Annotated in this window: 5 protein-coding genes; all 5 read right to left on the reverse strand. The window is 52.6% G+C overall.

Annotated features, from left to right (window positions below; genetic code table 11):
- Window positions 1-4: 4 nt before the first annotated feature.
- Window positions 5-11254, reverse strand: a complete 11250-nt coding sequence (locus AC6I8L_RS24725) for a hemagglutinin repeat-containing protein (RefSeq protein WP_498014844.1) — start codon at window positions 11252-11254, stop codon at window positions 5-7.
- A gap of 12 nt (window positions 11255-11266) precedes the next feature.
- On the reverse strand, window positions 11267-12934 hold the full coding sequence (locus AC6I8L_RS24730; protein ID WP_374754051.1) for a ShlB/FhaC/HecB family hemolysin secretion/activation protein: 1668 nt from the start codon (window positions 12932-12934) through the stop codon (window positions 11267-11269).
- 661 nt (window positions 12935-13595) lie between these two features.
- Window positions 13596-14273, reverse strand: a complete 678-nt coding sequence (locus AC6I8L_RS24735; RefSeq protein WP_058962413.1) for a hypothetical protein — start codon at window positions 14271-14273, stop codon at window positions 13596-13598.
- Window positions 14274-14329: 56 nt separating this feature from the next.
- Window positions 14330-16867: a DEAD/DEAH box helicase gene (locus AC6I8L_RS24740; RefSeq protein ID WP_058962414.1), complete on the reverse strand. Its 2538-nt coding sequence runs from the start codon at window positions 16865-16867 to the stop codon at window positions 14330-14332.
- Window positions 16867-17793, reverse strand: a complete 927-nt coding sequence (locus tag AC6I8L_RS24745) for a HamA C-terminal domain-containing protein (RefSeq protein ID WP_058962415.1) — start codon at window positions 17791-17793, stop codon at window positions 16867-16869. The genes AC6I8L_RS24740 and AC6I8L_RS24745 overlap by 1 nt, the downstream gene beginning before the upstream one ends.
- Between the last annotated feature and the right edge of the window lie 82 nt (window positions 17794-17875).

A 17875-nucleotide genomic window follows, 5' to 3' on the forward strand; every position in this document is an offset into this window, starting at 1 on the left:
TTCCTCACTCACCATATCTGAATTTAATTCTGTTTTTACCAGATTGTATTTCAAGTGTGGGTCTACCGTCAGAACTATTTTCTCTGACAATTACATTACGGCCATCCGAGAGTTTTCCTACCCTTCCTCCTGGAATGTCTCTAACGTCAGTGGGGTTTAACGAGTTAAATTCTCTATTTGCGGCATCATTACCGCCACTTCTCTCAAAGAGTTTGGATCTACCGGTTGTATCCCTTCCTTTATCTGATGAGGAGATGAGCTCATCGACTGTTGTCGAGTTCTTGTCCTGCCTACCATTCTCTTCATCTTCTGGGCCCCACCCCCCAGGTGTGCTAGATCCTGTTCCACCCAGTTCGAGCTTTTCATCAGGGCTCTTATCTTTGCCAACATTAGGTAGATCTTTATCATCATCATCCTTCAAGGATTCTGCAATTGCTGTTCCAGCAGCAACCCCTATGGCTGCCCCTACTAAACCGCCGCCACCCGGAGTAAGTTTACCTGCGTCAACTGGGTTGGCGAGGCATGTTACGGTGCTGCACAGTGCATTATTCTCAACCGCATTCTTCCCTGCACCTGCTCCAGCCCCAATCCCCATTGACGAATCCGATGCAATCCCGCCCGCAAGGCCAGCAGCTAGCTGACTCAGGCTGCTGACTATCTGCTTCTGATTTTCTGTCAGGCTGCTAATGTCTGTGTCCGGATACATCACTTTCACAATCGCCCGCGCTGCCAGCTCACCGCCTGCCGCTCCTGAGGCCCCCGCTGCGGCACTGTTGCCGGATATCTGTGCCAGCACCGCGCCTGCAACAGCGTGCGCCATGGTATTCGCCAACACGTTAGTTTGCGGGTTGCCCTGTGCGTCATACGACGTTGTGGCCTGTTTGATGGCGTTGGCAATATACGGCGCCATTGCTCCGCCCGCTGCTGCGCCGAGATTATTCGCGCTTAAGCCGCCCAGTGCGCCAGCCACGGCGGTAGCGACCATCGAATAGGTCCCGCCAGTACCCCACAAATCCGCCACCGCTTTGTAGGAAGGGTCGCTCTGTACGCGCGCATTAAACTCATCTTTCGATAGATTTGCGTAATCAGGGTGCTCTTTAAGCAAGCGGTCGGAGGCTTCTTTTTCGGCCGCATCCAGTTTGTAAGCTTTAACGTCACCTACAACTTTTCCGGCCAGCTCCTGCACACCCTGTGCAAACGCCATCTGGTTGGCGACTTTCTCTTTGTCGAAGATTTTGCCGATGCTGCCATTGGCATTTTCGGTATCCCGGCTCAGACCCGCGACGTCCTGCTTCTGGTTCTGCACATCACGAACAGTAATCGCCCCGTCAGCCACGGCTGAACGCGTGGTGCCAGATGCACTTTCATGCATGTTTACCACCGCAGGGAGTGCGCCGCCGGCAAACTGCTGACCCGACGAACTCATGTTGATACCTACAGACGTGCTGTTTGCTGAGTATTCGGCATGATTATCAATGCTGTCCCAGCCCAGCGTGCCCGTGGACAGTTTGTTGTTCGCCGCATCCGCCGTTGATGCAATCACCGCCCCGTTCAGCTGCGTATGATTACCGACGAAGATGTTATAACCGCCGTCACCGGCAAACAGACCACTCTGGTCGCCGACGCTGGCATATTCGCTGTTGACCTTGCTTTTGCTCAGACTCAGACCGAAAGAGCCGGTCATCGAGCCAAAGGTGAAGCTGAAGCCGCCGCTGGCGCTCTGCTGCTGGCTGTGATAGCTGTCGGTGTCCTGCAGGCTGGTCAGCGTCAGGTTATTGCCGGCATTCACGCTGATGCTGTTACCCAGCGCCTGGGCGCCGGACAGCAGCGTGTCGTTGCCGCTGCTCAGCGTCAGGTTGTCTTTGGCATTGACGCGGCTGTTCACGTATGCGGTGCTGCTGCCGTTCTCTGAGCCGCTGGCCATATAGCCGCTGGCCTGTACGCCAATGCCGGTTTCCTGGCCGATGGCGACGTGCACGCCGGCACTCCAGCCGGAAGATTTGTTACTGCTCTTCTGCTCGGTGTTATTGCTGGCGGCAACCAGGTTCAGATCATGTGCGGCAGCCAGGGTGACGTTGTTGCCAGTGATCCCGCTGCCTGCCAGTGTCACATCGCCGCTGGTGCCGTTTGCGCCGGTCGCTACTACGGCGACATTGCCGCCGCCGCTGAGCGAGCTGCCGCTGACAGTATTGCTGCTGTATTCCGATGATGATTTGCTTTTGCTGGCCCCCACGCTGAGCGAAATTTTAATGCCGGCATTAGTCATATCGCCATTCGCCAGCGCTGTCGCCGATTGGCCGGCCGCACCTGACATCGCCCAGCCGCTTTCTAACGCTTTCACTGCGCCGAGAGCCTTCAGACGATCGTCCCCCGCCTCGCTGGCCGCTTTTGCCTGGGACCCAAGGCTCAGTAACGCATCTGTTATTGGGCTGGTCAGCTGCAGCGTCAGGCCGCTCTGCTTCTGTTCAAAGCTCTGACGACGGGTCAGGGTGTCGTTGCCCGGATCAATAGTGACTGATCCGCCAACCACACTGATATCCTGCTTCGCAATCACGTCAGAACCCGCAATGCGTGCGTCATGTCCCGCAACCAGCGTCACGTTCCCGCCGGTGCTGCCGATAGTGCTGGCGCTCTGACTTTCTGTCGTGCCGTCCTGCTTCAGCTCCTGTTTTGATGACGCGCTGCCGAAGGTCACGCCAATGCCCCCGCCGCTGAACATGCCGCTCTTTTTGGTCTCGCTCAGGCGATAGCTTGTCTGGGTATCGGTGACGGCAGTGATGCTGAGGTCATTGCCCGCTTTCAGGCCGACATCGCTCTCGCCGACGACAGAGGAGCCGCTCACAGCCAGGTCGTGGCCTGCCACAATAGCGACGTGGTCGCCGCTCAGGCTGGAGGCTTTTTCCGTGGTGGAGCTATCTTCGCTGACGGTGTGGGTGGTTTTCTTACTGAACAGCCCTTTACTGGTTTTGGTTTCTTCTTTGTAGGCGTAATCGCTTTCTGTCGCCGTGGTGATGTTGACGTCGTGACCAGCCTGCAGCGCCAGATCTTTGTTTGCTGTTACGGTCGCGGCCTGGCTTGTGATGTCATTGCCCGCCAGCATCGTGGTGCTACCGCCGCTGACAATTTCAGTACCCTGCTGGCGCACGGTTTCGTTAATGACCGTTTTCTTGCTGCCGCGTTCGCTGTTACCGGAACCCGACTCTGCGGCGTTCAGGTTAATATCGCGGCCTGCTTTCAGTCCGATATCACCTTCCGCCGCCAGCGCTGCTGCCTGGCTGGTAATATCCTGTCCGGCGACCAGCGTCAGGTTGCCCCCGCTGGAAACAGTTGAGCGTTCAGCACCGGAGCTGTGAGTTTCTTTGTTGCCGACTTTGCGACTTTCGCTGGTGGCGATATTGTTGAGACTGAGGTCATGCCAGGCATTGAGCAGCAGGTCGCCGCCTGCGTTCAGTGAGGCGCCGGTGATGTTTATATCGTTGCCGGACTTCAGGCTGAGCGCATCAAGTGACGTAATCGCGGCCGTCTGGCCAAGCAGCGTTTTGCCTGCCTGCACCGCGCCGCTGCCGCCAATAGTCCACTGAGAACTGACGGTGGTGTTATTGATGTCGCCATTGACGCTTTCCAGCGCCACTTTTTTGCCGCTGATCGTCGAGCCGACGTTATTGATATTGTTCAGCGCACCAAGCTGCAGGTCGCCACCGGCTTTGATTAGCCCGTCACTGAGGTTGTCGATATTGTTCTGACTGTCGGCGCTGACGGTGTTCTGCGCCACGACAGTGCTGGCGCTGTTGGTGATTTTACCGCCGGAGAGCGTAACGTTGTTTCCGGCAATCACGCTGCCGTTGTTCATCGCCGCATCTTTTTCGGAGAGGTAGACTTTCGGCACCATCACCGTCTGGCCATTTACCGAAGTGGCTTCCCACCAGATGATGCTCTTGTCCAGTGAGGCAACCTGATCCGCAGTAAGGGACACGCCAAACTGCAGGCCTAAAGACTGCTGTGACGCTGCGGCGTTATCCATCAGGTAACGCATCTGGTCCAGATCGGAGCCCACGCCATTCAGATAGCGGCTGCCGGTCTGATTCAGCACGGCGTTGCTGACATAGCGGGTATCGAAAGCCGCATCGCCGAGGAAGCGGTAATCGTTGTCAGGCTTGAGATTAAGCCGGTCCAGCAGATAGGACGAGCCGAGGAAGGTGTTCACGTCGGTATACTGCTGACGCGTTTCCTGTGGTGCGCTGCCAGGCTGTTTGCCCAGCAACTGATTGAGGTCACCAAACAGGCTGCTGTCCAGCTGCCCCAGACCATTTAGTTTGGGGTTGACGGTAATGAGATAGGGACTGCTGCTGTCGCCCGGGACGAAGTAGCCATTGTCACTGGTGGGGAGCGGATAGGCGCTGGTATCCACCGCAGAAGCGCCGTAGCTGCCCAGAGCGGAGGGTTTCACCGCACTGCCTGACGCCAGTTCAGCGGCCTTCCCAAGGTTCGCGCTGCCCTGTTGTTTACTATTGTGCTCAGAGAGCCCGACGGTTTCAGGCTGCGCATTTTGCAGCGACGTGCCGCCGTTGACCTGTTGCAGGGCATTTTGCAGCTGGTCGCGCCATTCCGGCGAATTGATCGCTACCTTATCTGTGGTGGCGAGTTGCTGGCGCTGCTGAGCGGCCACCTGGCTGACTGCTGCAAGATGATTTAATGCAGGCGCACTGACAGTGGTGCCCGCCCAACCTGCGTTGGGCGTGGTGGAGGTATTGCTGATGTCACCACTGAAACTGGCGTTAACATTGCCGCCTGCCTGAATGACGGCACGAAGGCCGTCCCCGGTATAGGTGGTTTGGTACTCCGGGGTGCCAGAAAGGATATATTTGATTGTCGAATCGGTGGTATTCCCTCTACCTTCTGCATATTCAAGTTTGGGGGAATAATAATAGTAATTATCAGGGCTGAAGTATTCCTGATTGGGATCGTTTCCTGTTATTAAATCATTACTTCTGATAATTCCAGGTGCGAGCTCATAAGTCAGATATTCGTTAGAGGTGCCATTCTGCCATGAGGCGTTATTGAGCTGTGTACCTGAAAGATTCGCATCTCTTCCCGACAATAAATTGCTGGCCTGGTTATCAAGGTTTGATGCCGCAATATTGAGGTCGCGGCCTGCAGCAATTCGTGCTGCGCCCCCATTGGCGGTAGCCTCTACTGATGTCTGACTGACCAGGTATCGCTTTACCCTCCCCTTGTCTGAGACCGTTACGAAATATCTGGATTCAATGCCTGAGCTTTCAGCACCACCTGAACCATAATTTACGTAGTAAGTCCCTATCTCGCCATTTTCCAGAGATAGGTCAGATATTTTTAGATTAAACCACCCTTGCTCGGCTCCAGCCGGCAGCCCTGGCCCTGCGGTTGTAGATGAACGGGTGCTTAATCCATCACGGGTATTTAGCAGGTGCCCGGTTTTAATCGTGATGTCACCATTCTGCGACTCAATAGTCCCCGACGTATTGATGACCTCACCATTCGCATTCCCCGCCGCGTCGCGCTGCATCCACAGGCTGTTGCCCGCCAGCATATCGCCGCGCTGGTTTTTGATGCTGTTAGCGTACAGGTATAGATTCTGCCCGGCATACAGCAGCGCGGTGTTCACAATGCTACCCGGTGAGGTGATGGTGAGGCTGCCGCTCGTTCCGGTAAAGCCGTTGAGCGCCACGTCGCTGCGGCTGGTCAGCGCGACGTTGCCTCCCCCCTGCAGCGTGCCTGCGCTGTTCATTATGATGCGATTGCCGCTCAGGCTGCTGTCACCGGTGCCGGTGGTGATCTGGCCGTTGTTCGTCAGGTCACCGCCTGCACTCAGCGTCAGTGCCTGCCCCTGTAGCGTACCCTGGTTGTCGATTGCGCCATTGCTGCGGATGCTGAGACGGTTGCCAGCGGCCAGGATGTTGCGCGCGGTAAAGCCGTTAATCAGCTTCAGCGTCGCGTCGCCCAGCGCCACCACCTGTCCGAGCTGATCGAAACCCGTGCTTTCCAGCAGCAGATTGCCGCCGCTGAACAGCTTCCCTGCGGCCTGCTGGGTCACATTTGTCGCTTTGACATTCAGCTGACTGGCGCCGAGCAGCGTGCCGCTGTTGGTGAGTTGCGCGTAGTTCACCGCCAGGTTCCCGCCCTGCGCGGTGCCCTGGTTCTGCAGGCTGTTGCCGGTGAGTGTCGCCTGCTGGTCTGCCATCAGCGTGCCGCTGTTGCTGGCGCTGGCCGCGTTGAGGACCAGCTGCGAAGCCTGCAGCCAGCCGCTGTTGACCAGCTGTGGCGCGTTCAGCGTGAGATCCGCCGAAGAGAGTATTTTGCCGCTGTTACTGGCCAGGCCACTGGTGGTAACACGGCTGGTGGCTCCCTGGATCACGCCGTAGTTATATAGTTCGGGCGCGGTCAGCGTCAGGCCGTTCTGACTGAGCAGTGTGCCGCTGGCGTTATTGGTGAAGCGTCCGCTGGCGTTGAGCTGCAGGCTGCTGTCGCCCTGCATGCGCCCGCTGTTGGTGACGCCACCGCTGCTGAGTAACAGATCCTTACCCTGCATGCGGCCCGCGTTATCGACGGTGGCCGCATGCACGTCGAGCGTGCCGCCGCTCAGCAGCGCCGCGTTTTGCTGCTGCGTCAGCGCGCCCGTCAGGGTGGTGGTCAGGCTTTCCACGCCCGAAATCTCACCGCTGTTGTTCAGCGTCGTGCCCTGTAACGTGAGGTTGCGGGCAATCCACTGCCCCTGACTGGTGAAACTCAGGGCATTGAGCGCGGCGGTGCCATTGGCGGAGATTTTGCTGCCCGCGCCAGAGGTGAGCGTGTCGCTCAGGTTCAGCTGCAGGTCGCCGGCGCTCTGAATGGCGCCGCCGTTGGTGAGGCTTGTGGCATCCAGCAGGATCTGCTGTCCCTGCCAGGTGCCGTTATTCGTCACGGCGTCATCGCTGATGTGCAGCGTGCCCTGCGTCAGCAGCTGACCGCCGGCATTGTTCATCAGCACGCGCGCGGCCTGAGCCTGAACGGCAAGCAGGCGTAACCCCTGGATAGGTGCCGGGCCGAGGGTCAGTGACTTAAGGCCAATCAGGCTGCCCTGGTTGGTGACGCTGGCGGGGCGGATGGCGAGCGTATCACCCTGTACCGTACCGCTGTTGTTAAGCGAACTGCCGCTGAGCGTGACGTCTTTTTCTGCCAGCAGTTTGCCGCTGTTATTCAGATTCTGCGCGCCAATCTGCGCTGCACCCTGAGACAGCAGCTCCCCCTCATTGTTCAGCTCCCCGCTGACCGATGCCGTGAGGTCAGCGCCGCTCAGCAGCGATCCCTGATGCTGCCAGCTTCCCGCACTGACATTTACGCCCTCACCCTGCAGCGTACCGGAAGTCTCCAGCGTGCCGGCATTCAGCCGCAGCGCTCCCCCGGCCAGAGTCTGACCACCCGCTGACTGTGTCAGACGGTCAGACGCCTGCGCATCAAGCGCCGTCGTGCCCTGCCACAGCCCCTGATTACTCAGCGAATCGCCGCGAAGCGTGAGGCTGTCCGCCATTATCTTTCCGCTGTTCCTCAGGGTGCCGGCTGATATGCTGGCATCTCCAGCGGACAGCAGGCTGCCGCTGTTGTCCAGCAGTGTGTCCGAGGTGCCGCTGAGGGAGCCGGTGCCGTTGATGGTGCCGCTGGTGGACAGTGAGGTGAAGTGATAGCCAAGGTTTTTGCCCTGCCACACGCCTGCGTTGCTGGCCGTGTCTCCCTTCAGGGAGAGTTCGCCACCGCTGATAAGCTGTCCGTTAAGAAGGTTATCGAACTGGCTGAACACTGCGTTCAGCAGCGCGTCACCCTGCAGCAGGCCCTGGTTCTGCAGCTTCGCGCCAGAGGTTTTGACCTGCTGTGCGGCGACGGTACCCGCGTTATTCAGGGTATTCACCTGCAGATCGGCCTGCTGCTGTGCCAGCAGCAACCCGTCCGCACTGTTGTCCAGTGAGCCATCGAGACCAACGTTCAGATTGGTTGCCGTGATACGACCGCTGTTGCTGACGTTGTGCCCGGTCAGACTCAGGTCGCCCGCCACCTGCAGCAGGCCGGCGTTGGTGAGCGTGACAGGCGTAAGGAAGAGTGAATCACCGGTGATCAGCTCGCCGGTGGCCGTATTCGTAATGTCAGCGCTGCTGAGCGTGAGCGCGCTGTTGCCCTGAAGCAGGCCTGAGTTAGTCAGTCGGGGTGACGTGAGGGTCAGGCGGTCTGCTGCCAGCGTACCGCTGTTACTGAGCCGGTTGCTGAGCAGGTTCATCCCCTGTTCGCTTATCAGCTTACCGCTGTTATCCAGCGCGCCACTGACATTCGCACTGAGCCCGGAACCCGCACGCGCGCTGCCGGCGTTCTGCCAGCTTTCCAGTTTCAGGTCGAGCTGGTCCGCCTGAATACTGCCCTGGTTGTTCAGCGATGAGCCCTGCACATCTGCCTTGCCGGCCGTCAGTAATTGCCCGCTGCCTTTATTGACGAGCGTATCACCCTGCAGCGTCAGTGCATCAGTGCCCTGCATCAGCCCGCTGTTGACCAGATCCCCCTGCAGCGTCAGCGCCTGCGCGAGCAGCCAGCCGCTGTTGTCGGTGCTCCCCGTTATCCCGACGTGCTGCTGGCCCAGTATCTTGCCGCTGTTAGTTAACGTGCCGGCAGCAATCGTTGCATCCCCTTCACTCAGCGCATTGCCGCTGTTCTGCCAGTCGCCTGCCGTCAGGTCAAGCTGCTGACCCTGCATCTGACCGCGGTTATCCACCCGGTCCTGCTTCAGCGTCAGCTGACCGCCGCTCAGCACAGTGCCGCTGTTCGTCAGCTGCTGCCCGGTCGTCTGCAGCGACTGTTTACCCTGCAGCGTGCCGCTGTTCTCCACGGTGGTACTGCTGATAGCAAGCTGGCCGGCGGCTATCTGCCCGGCATTGGAAAGACTGCCGTTTTTCAGCTGAATGGCGTTATCCGCCAGCAGCAGGCCACCCTGCTGATTGCTGAGAGTGTCGTTGTCTGCGGTGATATCAGTGGCGCTGATTTCTCCGGCGTTGGTCAGCGTGCCGCCGCTCAGGTTCAGGGCCGCACCGCTGGAAATCAGCCCGGCGTTGTTCAGCTCCGGCAGATCGAGCCCGAAACTGTTATCAGAGCTGACGGTGCCGTCTGCCAGGTTCGTGAGGCGCTGACCGCTGAAGCGGAGCGCCGTCGTCCCCTGAATCAGGCCGCTGTTGTCGGTTTCACCGCTACTGAGCTGCAGCGCCTGCTGGCTGAAGATGCTGCCGGTGTTGTTCAGGCTGCCTGTTGTTAACGTCCCTTCCGCCAGGCTCAGCACCTTTCCGCTGTTCAGCCAGTTGTCTGCGCTGACATTCATCAGCCGGCCCTGAAGTGAACCCGCGTTATTAAGTCCGGCGGTATCCAGCGTCAGCTGGTCTTCACTGAGCACTGTCCCGGTGTTAGTCAGCTGCCGGCTCTGCGTCTGCAGCGTCTGTTTTGCCTGTAGTGTGCCGCTGTTACTGATGGTGTCGCTGTTGAGGGTCAGCCCGACGGCGGCCATTTTCCCCTCGTTGGTGAGCTGCTGGTTGTTCAGCTGCAATGTCTGCCCGGCGAGCAGCGAACCGCCCGACTGGTTCAGCACCGCCGCGTTAAATACGCTGAGGTCTGCCGCGTTAATTTCGCCCGCGTTGCTCAGCCTGTCGCCGCGCAGCGTCAGCGTGGTGCCGCTGCTGATAAGGCCGCTGTTATTCAGCGTCGGGAGGTTCAGTGAGAACGCGTTATTGGAATTGAGGGTGCCGCCGCTGAGATTGTTCAGGCTGCTGCCGCTGAAGCTCAACGCGCTGGTGCCCTGCAGCATGCCGCTGTTATCGGTCTGCGCGCTGCTGATATCAAGCACCGGCGCAGAGAACACGCCCTGATTGAGAAGGCTGTCGCTCACCGTCGTCAGGCTGCGGGTTGCGGCGACGCTCGCGCCCTTATTGTTCTGTAACGTACCCGCTCTGACGCTGATGGTACTCGCGGCCAGCGCGCCGCTGTTGTTCAGCTGCCGGGTATCGGCGGAAAGGCTGTCAGCCGCAGTGAACTGACCGCCGTTGCTGATCTGGTTCTGAGCCTGAAGCTGAATGCTGCTGCCGGCGTTGGCGCGGGTGGATTGATCCGCAGTCAGAGTCGCCCCGCTCAGCCGGATGTCATGACCTGCCGTCAGGCTGGTGCCGCCGGTGGTCAGGTTGCCCTTCGCCGTCACGGCGATCCCGGCATCGCTGACCAGGGTTCCCTTACTCAGCGTGGCATCCTGCTGTGCGCTGACGGTGATTTGGCCGGTGGCTTTATTATCACCGCTCAGCGCAACCGACGCGCCGTTCGCCGTCAGCGCGCCGCTGCTCAGGCTGTTACTGAGCGTCAGCTTACCGTTCGCATCCAGCTGAATGTCACCCTGCTTCGCGGCGAGGTTGCCGAGGTTGACCCCGACGCCTTTTTCGCTCGACACCAGATGTATGCGGTTGGCGTACATGCCGCCGAGCGCGCCGGTATCCAGCGCCACCGACGGCGCCGCGCCCTCGCCGGCTATCGGTGTGACTGAACCGTCCGCGCTCACGCGGTTGGCCCCCACGGTGACGGACAGATCTTTCGCGTGGATCCCGGCGTTGATCTCGGTCGCGCGTGCGACGATCGACACCGCGTCGGCGCTGCTGCCGTCCAGCCCCTTACCTTCAACGGTGACTGAGCCCTTCGTGACTTCCAGCGAAGAGAGGTTGCCGTTTGCATCCAGCTGCGGTTTACCGGTGGTGAGCGTGACGTTCGGTGTGTTGATAAAGCCGCAGCCGTTACAGGTGATGCCGTAGGGGTTCGCGACGATAACGTTAGCCGCTTTGCCGGCCACCTCGGTATAGCCCTGCAACTGCGAGCGGTTCGCGCCCGTCACTTCGTTAATGATCGCCTGCGCTTCGTGCCCGGCCTTCAGATGGGGGTTGTTCTGGATCAGGCCGCCGAGCTGTGTCTGATTAAGCTGGCCGGTGGCATTGTTGAGGATCAGCCCTTCCTGGCCGACATTGTACTGCTGGTACTGGTTGTGCGACACGCCCGCCGCATTGGGCGTGGCGATGTTGACCACCGGCACGCCGTTGCCGGCCGCATCCATCTGCGTGCCGGGCGTCACCGGAGTGATCTGTGCGGCGACGACCGGCAGCATGGGCTGCACCGCCACCAGATAACAGATGAGATAGCTCAGCGCGCGACGGGCGAGGGAAACGGGTTGACGATCGTCCATAATCTTTGCCTCTTAGAAAACCAGCCCGACGCGGGCGTAAATGCTGACGTGATCCGGCTGCAGATGGCCGGGATAGCTGAGCGGAATGCCGATGGTGTACTGGGTGTAGAAATAGCGGCTGCGGGTGCTGATACCCACCGCGCTGCCCCACAGCGTGCCGGTAGACTCGCGGTTCTGCGCGTCGCTCTTCAGCCAGCCGCCGTCGACGGCGGCCAACGCGCTGACCTCGCCAATGACCGGCAGCGTGAACAGGCTGTAGTCCAGCTCGTTGCGCAGGTAGCCCCCGGCGTCACCGGAGAGGTACTGCTCCTTAAAGCCGCGCACCGAGCTTTCGCCGCCGAGCGTCAGGCGCTCGCTCCCGTACAGCCGGTCCGGCGACCACTGGGTGTACACGCTGCTCAGCCACCACAGGCTGTTCGTCAGCGGGCGCTGGAAGCTGCCGCTGAGGCTCCACTTGCGGAACTGTGCTTTCGGGAGGTCGCCGGTTTTGCCCTTATCGCTTTCGGCATCAAACCACGGCATGCCGCGGCTGAAGGCCGGGTTGAGCGTGGCCACGCCTCCAAAGATTTTCTGCGTGTGGTTCAGCCCGAGCTGCAGGCTGGTGATTTTGCGGCTGCTGCTGGTGAGCAGCGTGTTGTTGAGGAAGTTGTGGCTGGTGTAGTGGTTCAGGCCGAGCTGGACGCCGGTTTTGATGTCCCCGTTGCGGAACAGCACCCAGGAGCCGTTCAGGCGGTGCGCGACATTGTCGCCGTTGCTGAGCCAGGTGAAATCATTGTTGATGAAGCTGCTGTGGTAGCTGCTCCAGCTGTAGCTGTAGTCGAGCAGGCCGTAGCCGTACGGCACGCTGACGCCTGCCTGCAGGCTCTGCGCGTCGCGCCACTGGCTGAAGGCGCTGCTGCGCGCGCCGCTGATAAACCAGCGGTCGGCAAGGCCCAGCAGGTTGTTGCCGGTGAGCGAGGCGTTCAGCTGGCCTACGCCGGTGCTCCTCTGCCCGCTGTTGTCAAAGCCCACTGAGGCGTTGAGCGGAAACTCCGGTTTGGCCGTAAGGTTCACGACGGAATATCCGGCTTTAGGCGACGGCTGAATTTCAATCTGCACCGGCGAAGAACGCACGCGGTTAATCTGCTCCATGCCCTGCTCAATGTCGCGCAGGTTAAGTATCTTCCCTTCAAGGCCTGGAAATGCCATTAACAGGGCGCGCGGGTGCTGACCGTCGAGGCGTATTTCGTCGAGCTTCCCTTCCAGCACCGGAATAATCAGCTCACCGGAAGATAAATCCTGTTCGGTTAAAAACGCACGGCTGGTAATATAGCCGCGCTGCATATACCAGTCTGAAATGGCGTGGACCAGCGAATTAATTTCCGTTAAGTTCAGGCAGCGGTCAATATAGCCCGCGGCGATATTCTGCTGCTGACTCTGCGACAGCAAAGACGCATTGCGGATAACGATATGATGGACGGGGAAGCACGGGCCGGATGCGGCTGAACCCGCGACCGGACTGGCCTGAGGGCTGACTGCTTTCCACAGCGCGTCTCGCTGGTTCTGGTCCTGCTGCAGACGCTGTTGCTGCTGAGTCTGGATGTAATCGCGGTCGCCCGGATTTAACGGTGCCGCAATAGCATTGTGAGAAATAAGCGCAGCGGCGAGCGACACCCACGTCCATGTATTCGCTTTCATCATCGAAGGTTTAATTAAATTGATTGTAAGTTTTGTGTAAATCAGAGGTGGGCAGAATATCACCTAATCAATCAGATAATTCCGTCGTTTCGAAAAATAAGATATGCGAAATGATATTTCTTTTAGATGAATCGATATCGGCCCATTAAGTCAAATATCCAGTGTAATCGGCAGAATATGACATTTATGTTTCGGCTGGTTTGGTTTTAATAGTGCCGAATGGATAAGAAAATGATGTTGGCTATTCTCTTCTTACTAGGATCATATGATAAATCCTTAAGCCAAATAAATGTGTAATCTAATACTGAGAAGTACCGACATCCAGCCCCCTAGAACTGCCATCTAATCACGTATTGAATGATGGAGGCTGTTAACGTCATCAGCAGGCAAGGTTTTCTCTGATGGGAGGGCCGACGACGGATAAGAGCAGCCCCTCTATCTCGTGAGAGTTACTACAGATAGTCAAAACGGCAGATATGGCTTCAAGTACCGAACATCATAATTATGTTAAAAAAATCCTTCGATGCTTAATGCACCCATTACAATTAAGGCCAAACCGATGAAGGCGCGACCGGCCTTTAGCATTCAACATCTTTATGCCTAAAAATTATTGTTTTATAGATAAAAAGTCATTTTATTAACATTTCATCTTAAATCAGTCGAACTAAATTTTCCCCCCTGCATATAGGGATGCCCAAACTGCTGCACAACCTAATAAAATTAAGATGAGGCGTTCAAACACATCAAGGAGTCTTTTTCTATAAGTACTTCTATATCTGAAGTCCTTCAATAAAAGATAACGTCTGAAAAGGTAATTATTCATATTCAGTGTGGCATGTTGAGAAGTACAACTACAATATTTAAAGAAAATTGATAGATGTTTTTTTATGTGTTTATCTTTAACATCATATGGGTTGTTAAACCTATCTATTATAATTTCATTTTCTATAATTTCCCCAAGATCAGATTGATAAGGTGCCACAAAAACCAATACATCTCCAGACGGACTTTGAGAATACCAAAGCTGTGCATTCCTTTCTACAGCAACGGTAAATTTGCCTTTCTCGCGATCAAAGTGATGCAAGCCTAAAAATCGTGATCCTGTAAAAATGTGAGTGGAGTTAATGAACTGCGTGCAGAATAACTTTTTTGATTTTATTTCCTCTTCGTCTTTAGCTCTACTTATGTACAAAGAGCCTAACACATCTGCGCTATTCTTATCATGAATTTGAAAGTTGAATTGATTTTGGATTCTCTCATCCATGTAAATCCAATTTAGCCTCTTTATCCATGCCTCACTTGAAGCCCGGTTGATTTTATCTGCAGCAATTGATAGTTTCATGATATTATAGAAATTCTCGCTCTATTTTTATTGTAAAGTCAGGCTCATGGTTAAATTTATAATTTTCCAACTAGTAGATTCAACTCCCTAATTCGATAGTTAGGGAGATCGTGGTTATCAAGGTTTTTACCCTTCAAGTATTCTAAAGTTTGTTCTGGCGAAAAGCCTTTAGGGATTTTGAATTTTCTGCGTAAAGCTATAGCGGTGCTTCGTGAAATTCCCAAAGACATGAGGTTTAACTCGATTGAATTGCAAGATCCAAACTCTAAATAAGCACTAATATTCTCAACCTTTTCGGCCTTATCTTTCATCCCAGATTCTGTCAACACATGAATAAGAACCTCTCGATAAACTTTAAGGTATCTTACTAGATTGTATCTGACTTGATTTTCAAGTGTGTTAAGAACATCTCTTATCAAACTGGATATCTTTTTCTTCCCTTTGGGGTTGTTCAACCCATCATCCAAAATGCCATTTAGTAACTTATATCTGTTTATTTTGTAGTTTATCATTGATTTTAGTGGCTTAGATGTCATCCATTGATGTGCTAAAGTACTGATCAATTTGGCGTATCCTTGTGAAATTGGCCATTTGAATATATCAATTATTATGTCGATTGCTTTATCAATTCTTGATTTGCCTCCTTTTTGATATGGTGCTGTTAAAATTAAATCATCTAAGGGACCGTAGCTATTAAAAAAGTCGTATAATCTTTGAATGTAATCCGGTCTTGTTCCGCTGTTGATTTTAATTAATTCTTCAGGAACTGTTATTTTCATGGAGGTGATTTTTTCATAATTGTATTCAAGAATCTCATGTTCCTCATCTTCAAGGTCACTGTTGAAATAAGGTAATTGATAGCCATCACGTTTTGCTTCTTGATAAAACCTTGAGAATGCAACCTCGGCTAATTCTATGTTATCCTTTTCCCCATAAACACTATCGATAGCGTTAGTTATTAAACTTCCACCATCTTTCATAACTTTAGACATTGATGAACTTATTTCATTTAATCCTTCCCCTTGAAAAGATTTCTCCTGCCAATTGTCACTTCTTAGACACCATACATTACCCTGAAATTCATACTTAAGCCTACCGGCGCGTCCAGCAAGATTGAGGAAATCAGAGCGAGCCATAGGCTCTTCTCCGCTATGCGGATTTTCAATAATAAGATGTTTAGCTGGTAAGTTAACACCTTGGAGCAAAGTGCTTGTGCATACCAAATAGTTAATATCCCCACGTTTAAAGAAATATTCAATTCCATTTCTTATAACTGAAGGCATGTTACCATAATGAAAAGCTGATCTATTATGCAAACATTCAATTAATGCATATTCTTCGTGCATTTCCTCAGAAACTAATGTTATAAACTCAAGGTAATCGTTACTCAGAACCATCGGTTCGCTTATTTTAGGTATTAGAGATGCGGTTTCTTCAGCAGTTGAGGGGTTGTTATCAAAGATAATTACCGCACCTCCCGAATTTGAAACCATTTTAGCGAATAGGGCTTTTTGGAGTGTCTTTTTCCCTCTAAAATCAAAATCAATTGGAATTATCCCGAGCTCAACTTTGTTTTCAAGATTGATAAGTTCAGCTGAGACCTGTTTTGGATGATTTCTCTTTTCATTTATTAGGATCATATTTTGAGTAACTGGTGAAACAGTCTCTACAAAAGAATCACCTTTTCTTCGCCATCTAAATATAGAAAAGAAATATTCAGGATTACTAATTAGCGGACTCGAGAACATGACTTGCATGTGAGGATGTTGCTCTAATGCTAAATCTATTGAGTTTTGAAGAACAATTCCGCGTTTTCCTTTTTGAATTTCATGTGCCTCATCAATAAATAATGAGTTGATGAAAAAATTTTTAGAATTATATGATGATGATAATAGACTTATAAGTCGTTCTTGCGTGAGAACATATATCAACCCTTGTTCTATGTTTTCAACTTCAACTGGCTCAGGTATTGTTCTAACAATGACCTTGTTTAAGCCTGCTGAAATGCACTCATTTCTTAGTTTTAACGAGACTTCAGTTATTAATGCTCTAGTTGGTACAACATAGACTATACATTCTTTATTATGAAATTTTATTTTGTTAATTATAGCCAAGCCCAAAACAAAGCTTTTCCCAGCAGATGTAGGGGCTGAAACACTCAAATAATTGCTCTTAATTACTGAACTCAATAATTTATATTGGAAATTGGTTAGCTTTATATCATTGTGTGTATTTTCCGACTCTCTACCTATTCTTTCTAATGAAAGCGGAATGTTTAGTCTGGGCATGTTACCATTGTTATATTTATTTCTTAAGAGATCTCTCCCAGGGAAGTTGCCTATTCTTGATAGAATTAAATCACATGCGGAAATGATTTTTTCATCATGATGCCCCTCTATTTCTAGAATTCTGCTAATAATATCATAGGCCTTTTTAACATCATCATCTTTCTCGGATAAAGCTAATAATGAGGAATAAGACAATAGTTTTAATATTGTTTTTTCATCCAATTTATCTGCTTGTAAAATATTTATGTATTTAGATATGCTTTGCTTAATGAGTTTCTCATAAAGTAAATTAATTGATTCTTCCATTAATCAAGTGCCCTATTAAATTCATTTCTAAAATCAACCACTGACGGGAAAGGGATAAAGAAAATATCGAACCTTAAATGTTTCTTTTCAAATGCACTGAATTTTTTATCAAGTAAGGATATCCATCTTGGCATCGCTTTCTCTACTAATGCTATAAATTGATCGTTTATTGTTATAGCTGAAGGTAACTGTAGTTTAGAAAATTGGCTCCAATTGAATCCGATCAAGCAAGCATGATTTATTCTAACGCCGGAACCGGGTTCTCCAGAAACAAAAAGGTCTTTTATTGCTTGCTTAACCTCTTCTTGGGCGTATTTGAAGTGCTTTGTTGCCATCGTAAATTCATGGCTGTACATTTTATTTTCATGGAAATCATTGATACTTATTAATGCTGCATCAATAGCATCAGACATTTTTTTATATAGTTTTGATTCGCCAAAGTAGAAGTCTACAATATTATCACGTTCATTCCATTTTATATGGATTCCATCTGAACCTTTAACTTCATCATTTGAATTTGTTTTAAGTTCCATCTTAGATACTAGTTGTGGAGCACCAATTATTGCCTCCATCAAAAAGAATAATAATGTTTCCCCTGCTTCTCCAGTTTTGTCCGGCGACTCATCACTTATTTCTGGGTGCCTGAAAAGTGAACGGGCTTCTTTTGATAAAGACATTGCCTGTTGAGCGGTCAGCTTATCTGGCCTGTCTTGCATCGACAGACAATAATCAATTATAAATTCATAAAGTTTGTTCGCTAAAGCAGCTACCATTGGCTTTCCGTTACCATCAAATTTTAAATGATGGAATCGTATCTCAGCTGTTAAAGAATCAACACTCAACTCATGGTCTATTATGTTTAAACATGAATCAAAATCTGATCTACGTACAGCAATCATTTCATCAAGATTTTTTATTATGCTCATTTAAATCTCGGTATATTAGTATTCTATAAGGTATTTTATGGTGGGGGGTATATTTTAACAAGGCTACCGCCCTCAGCGATAA

This window comes from Type-E symbiont of Plautia stali, from assembly GCF_059731115.1.

Bases quoted from the DNA above. Each gene is read 5' to 3' on its own strand.
- AC6I8L_RS24725 (WP_498014844.1), bottom strand. From the start codon at position 11,254: ATGGACGATCGTCAACCCGTTTCCCTCGCCCGTCGCGCGCTGAGCTAT.
- AC6I8L_RS24730 (WP_374754051.1), bottom strand. From the start codon at position 12,934: ATGATGAAAGCGAATACATGGACGTGGGTGTCGCTCGCCGCTGCGCTT.
- AC6I8L_RS24735 (WP_058962413.1), bottom strand. From the start codon at position 14,273: ATGAAACTATCAATTGCTGCAGATAAAATCAACCGGGCTTCAAGTGAG.
- AC6I8L_RS24740 (WP_058962414.1), bottom strand. From the start codon at position 16,867: ATGGAAGAATCAATTAATTTACTTTATGAGAAACTCATTAAGCAAAGC.
- AC6I8L_RS24745 (WP_058962415.1), bottom strand. From the start codon at position 17,793: ATGAGCATAATAAAAAATCTTGATGAAATGATTGCTGTACGTAGATCA.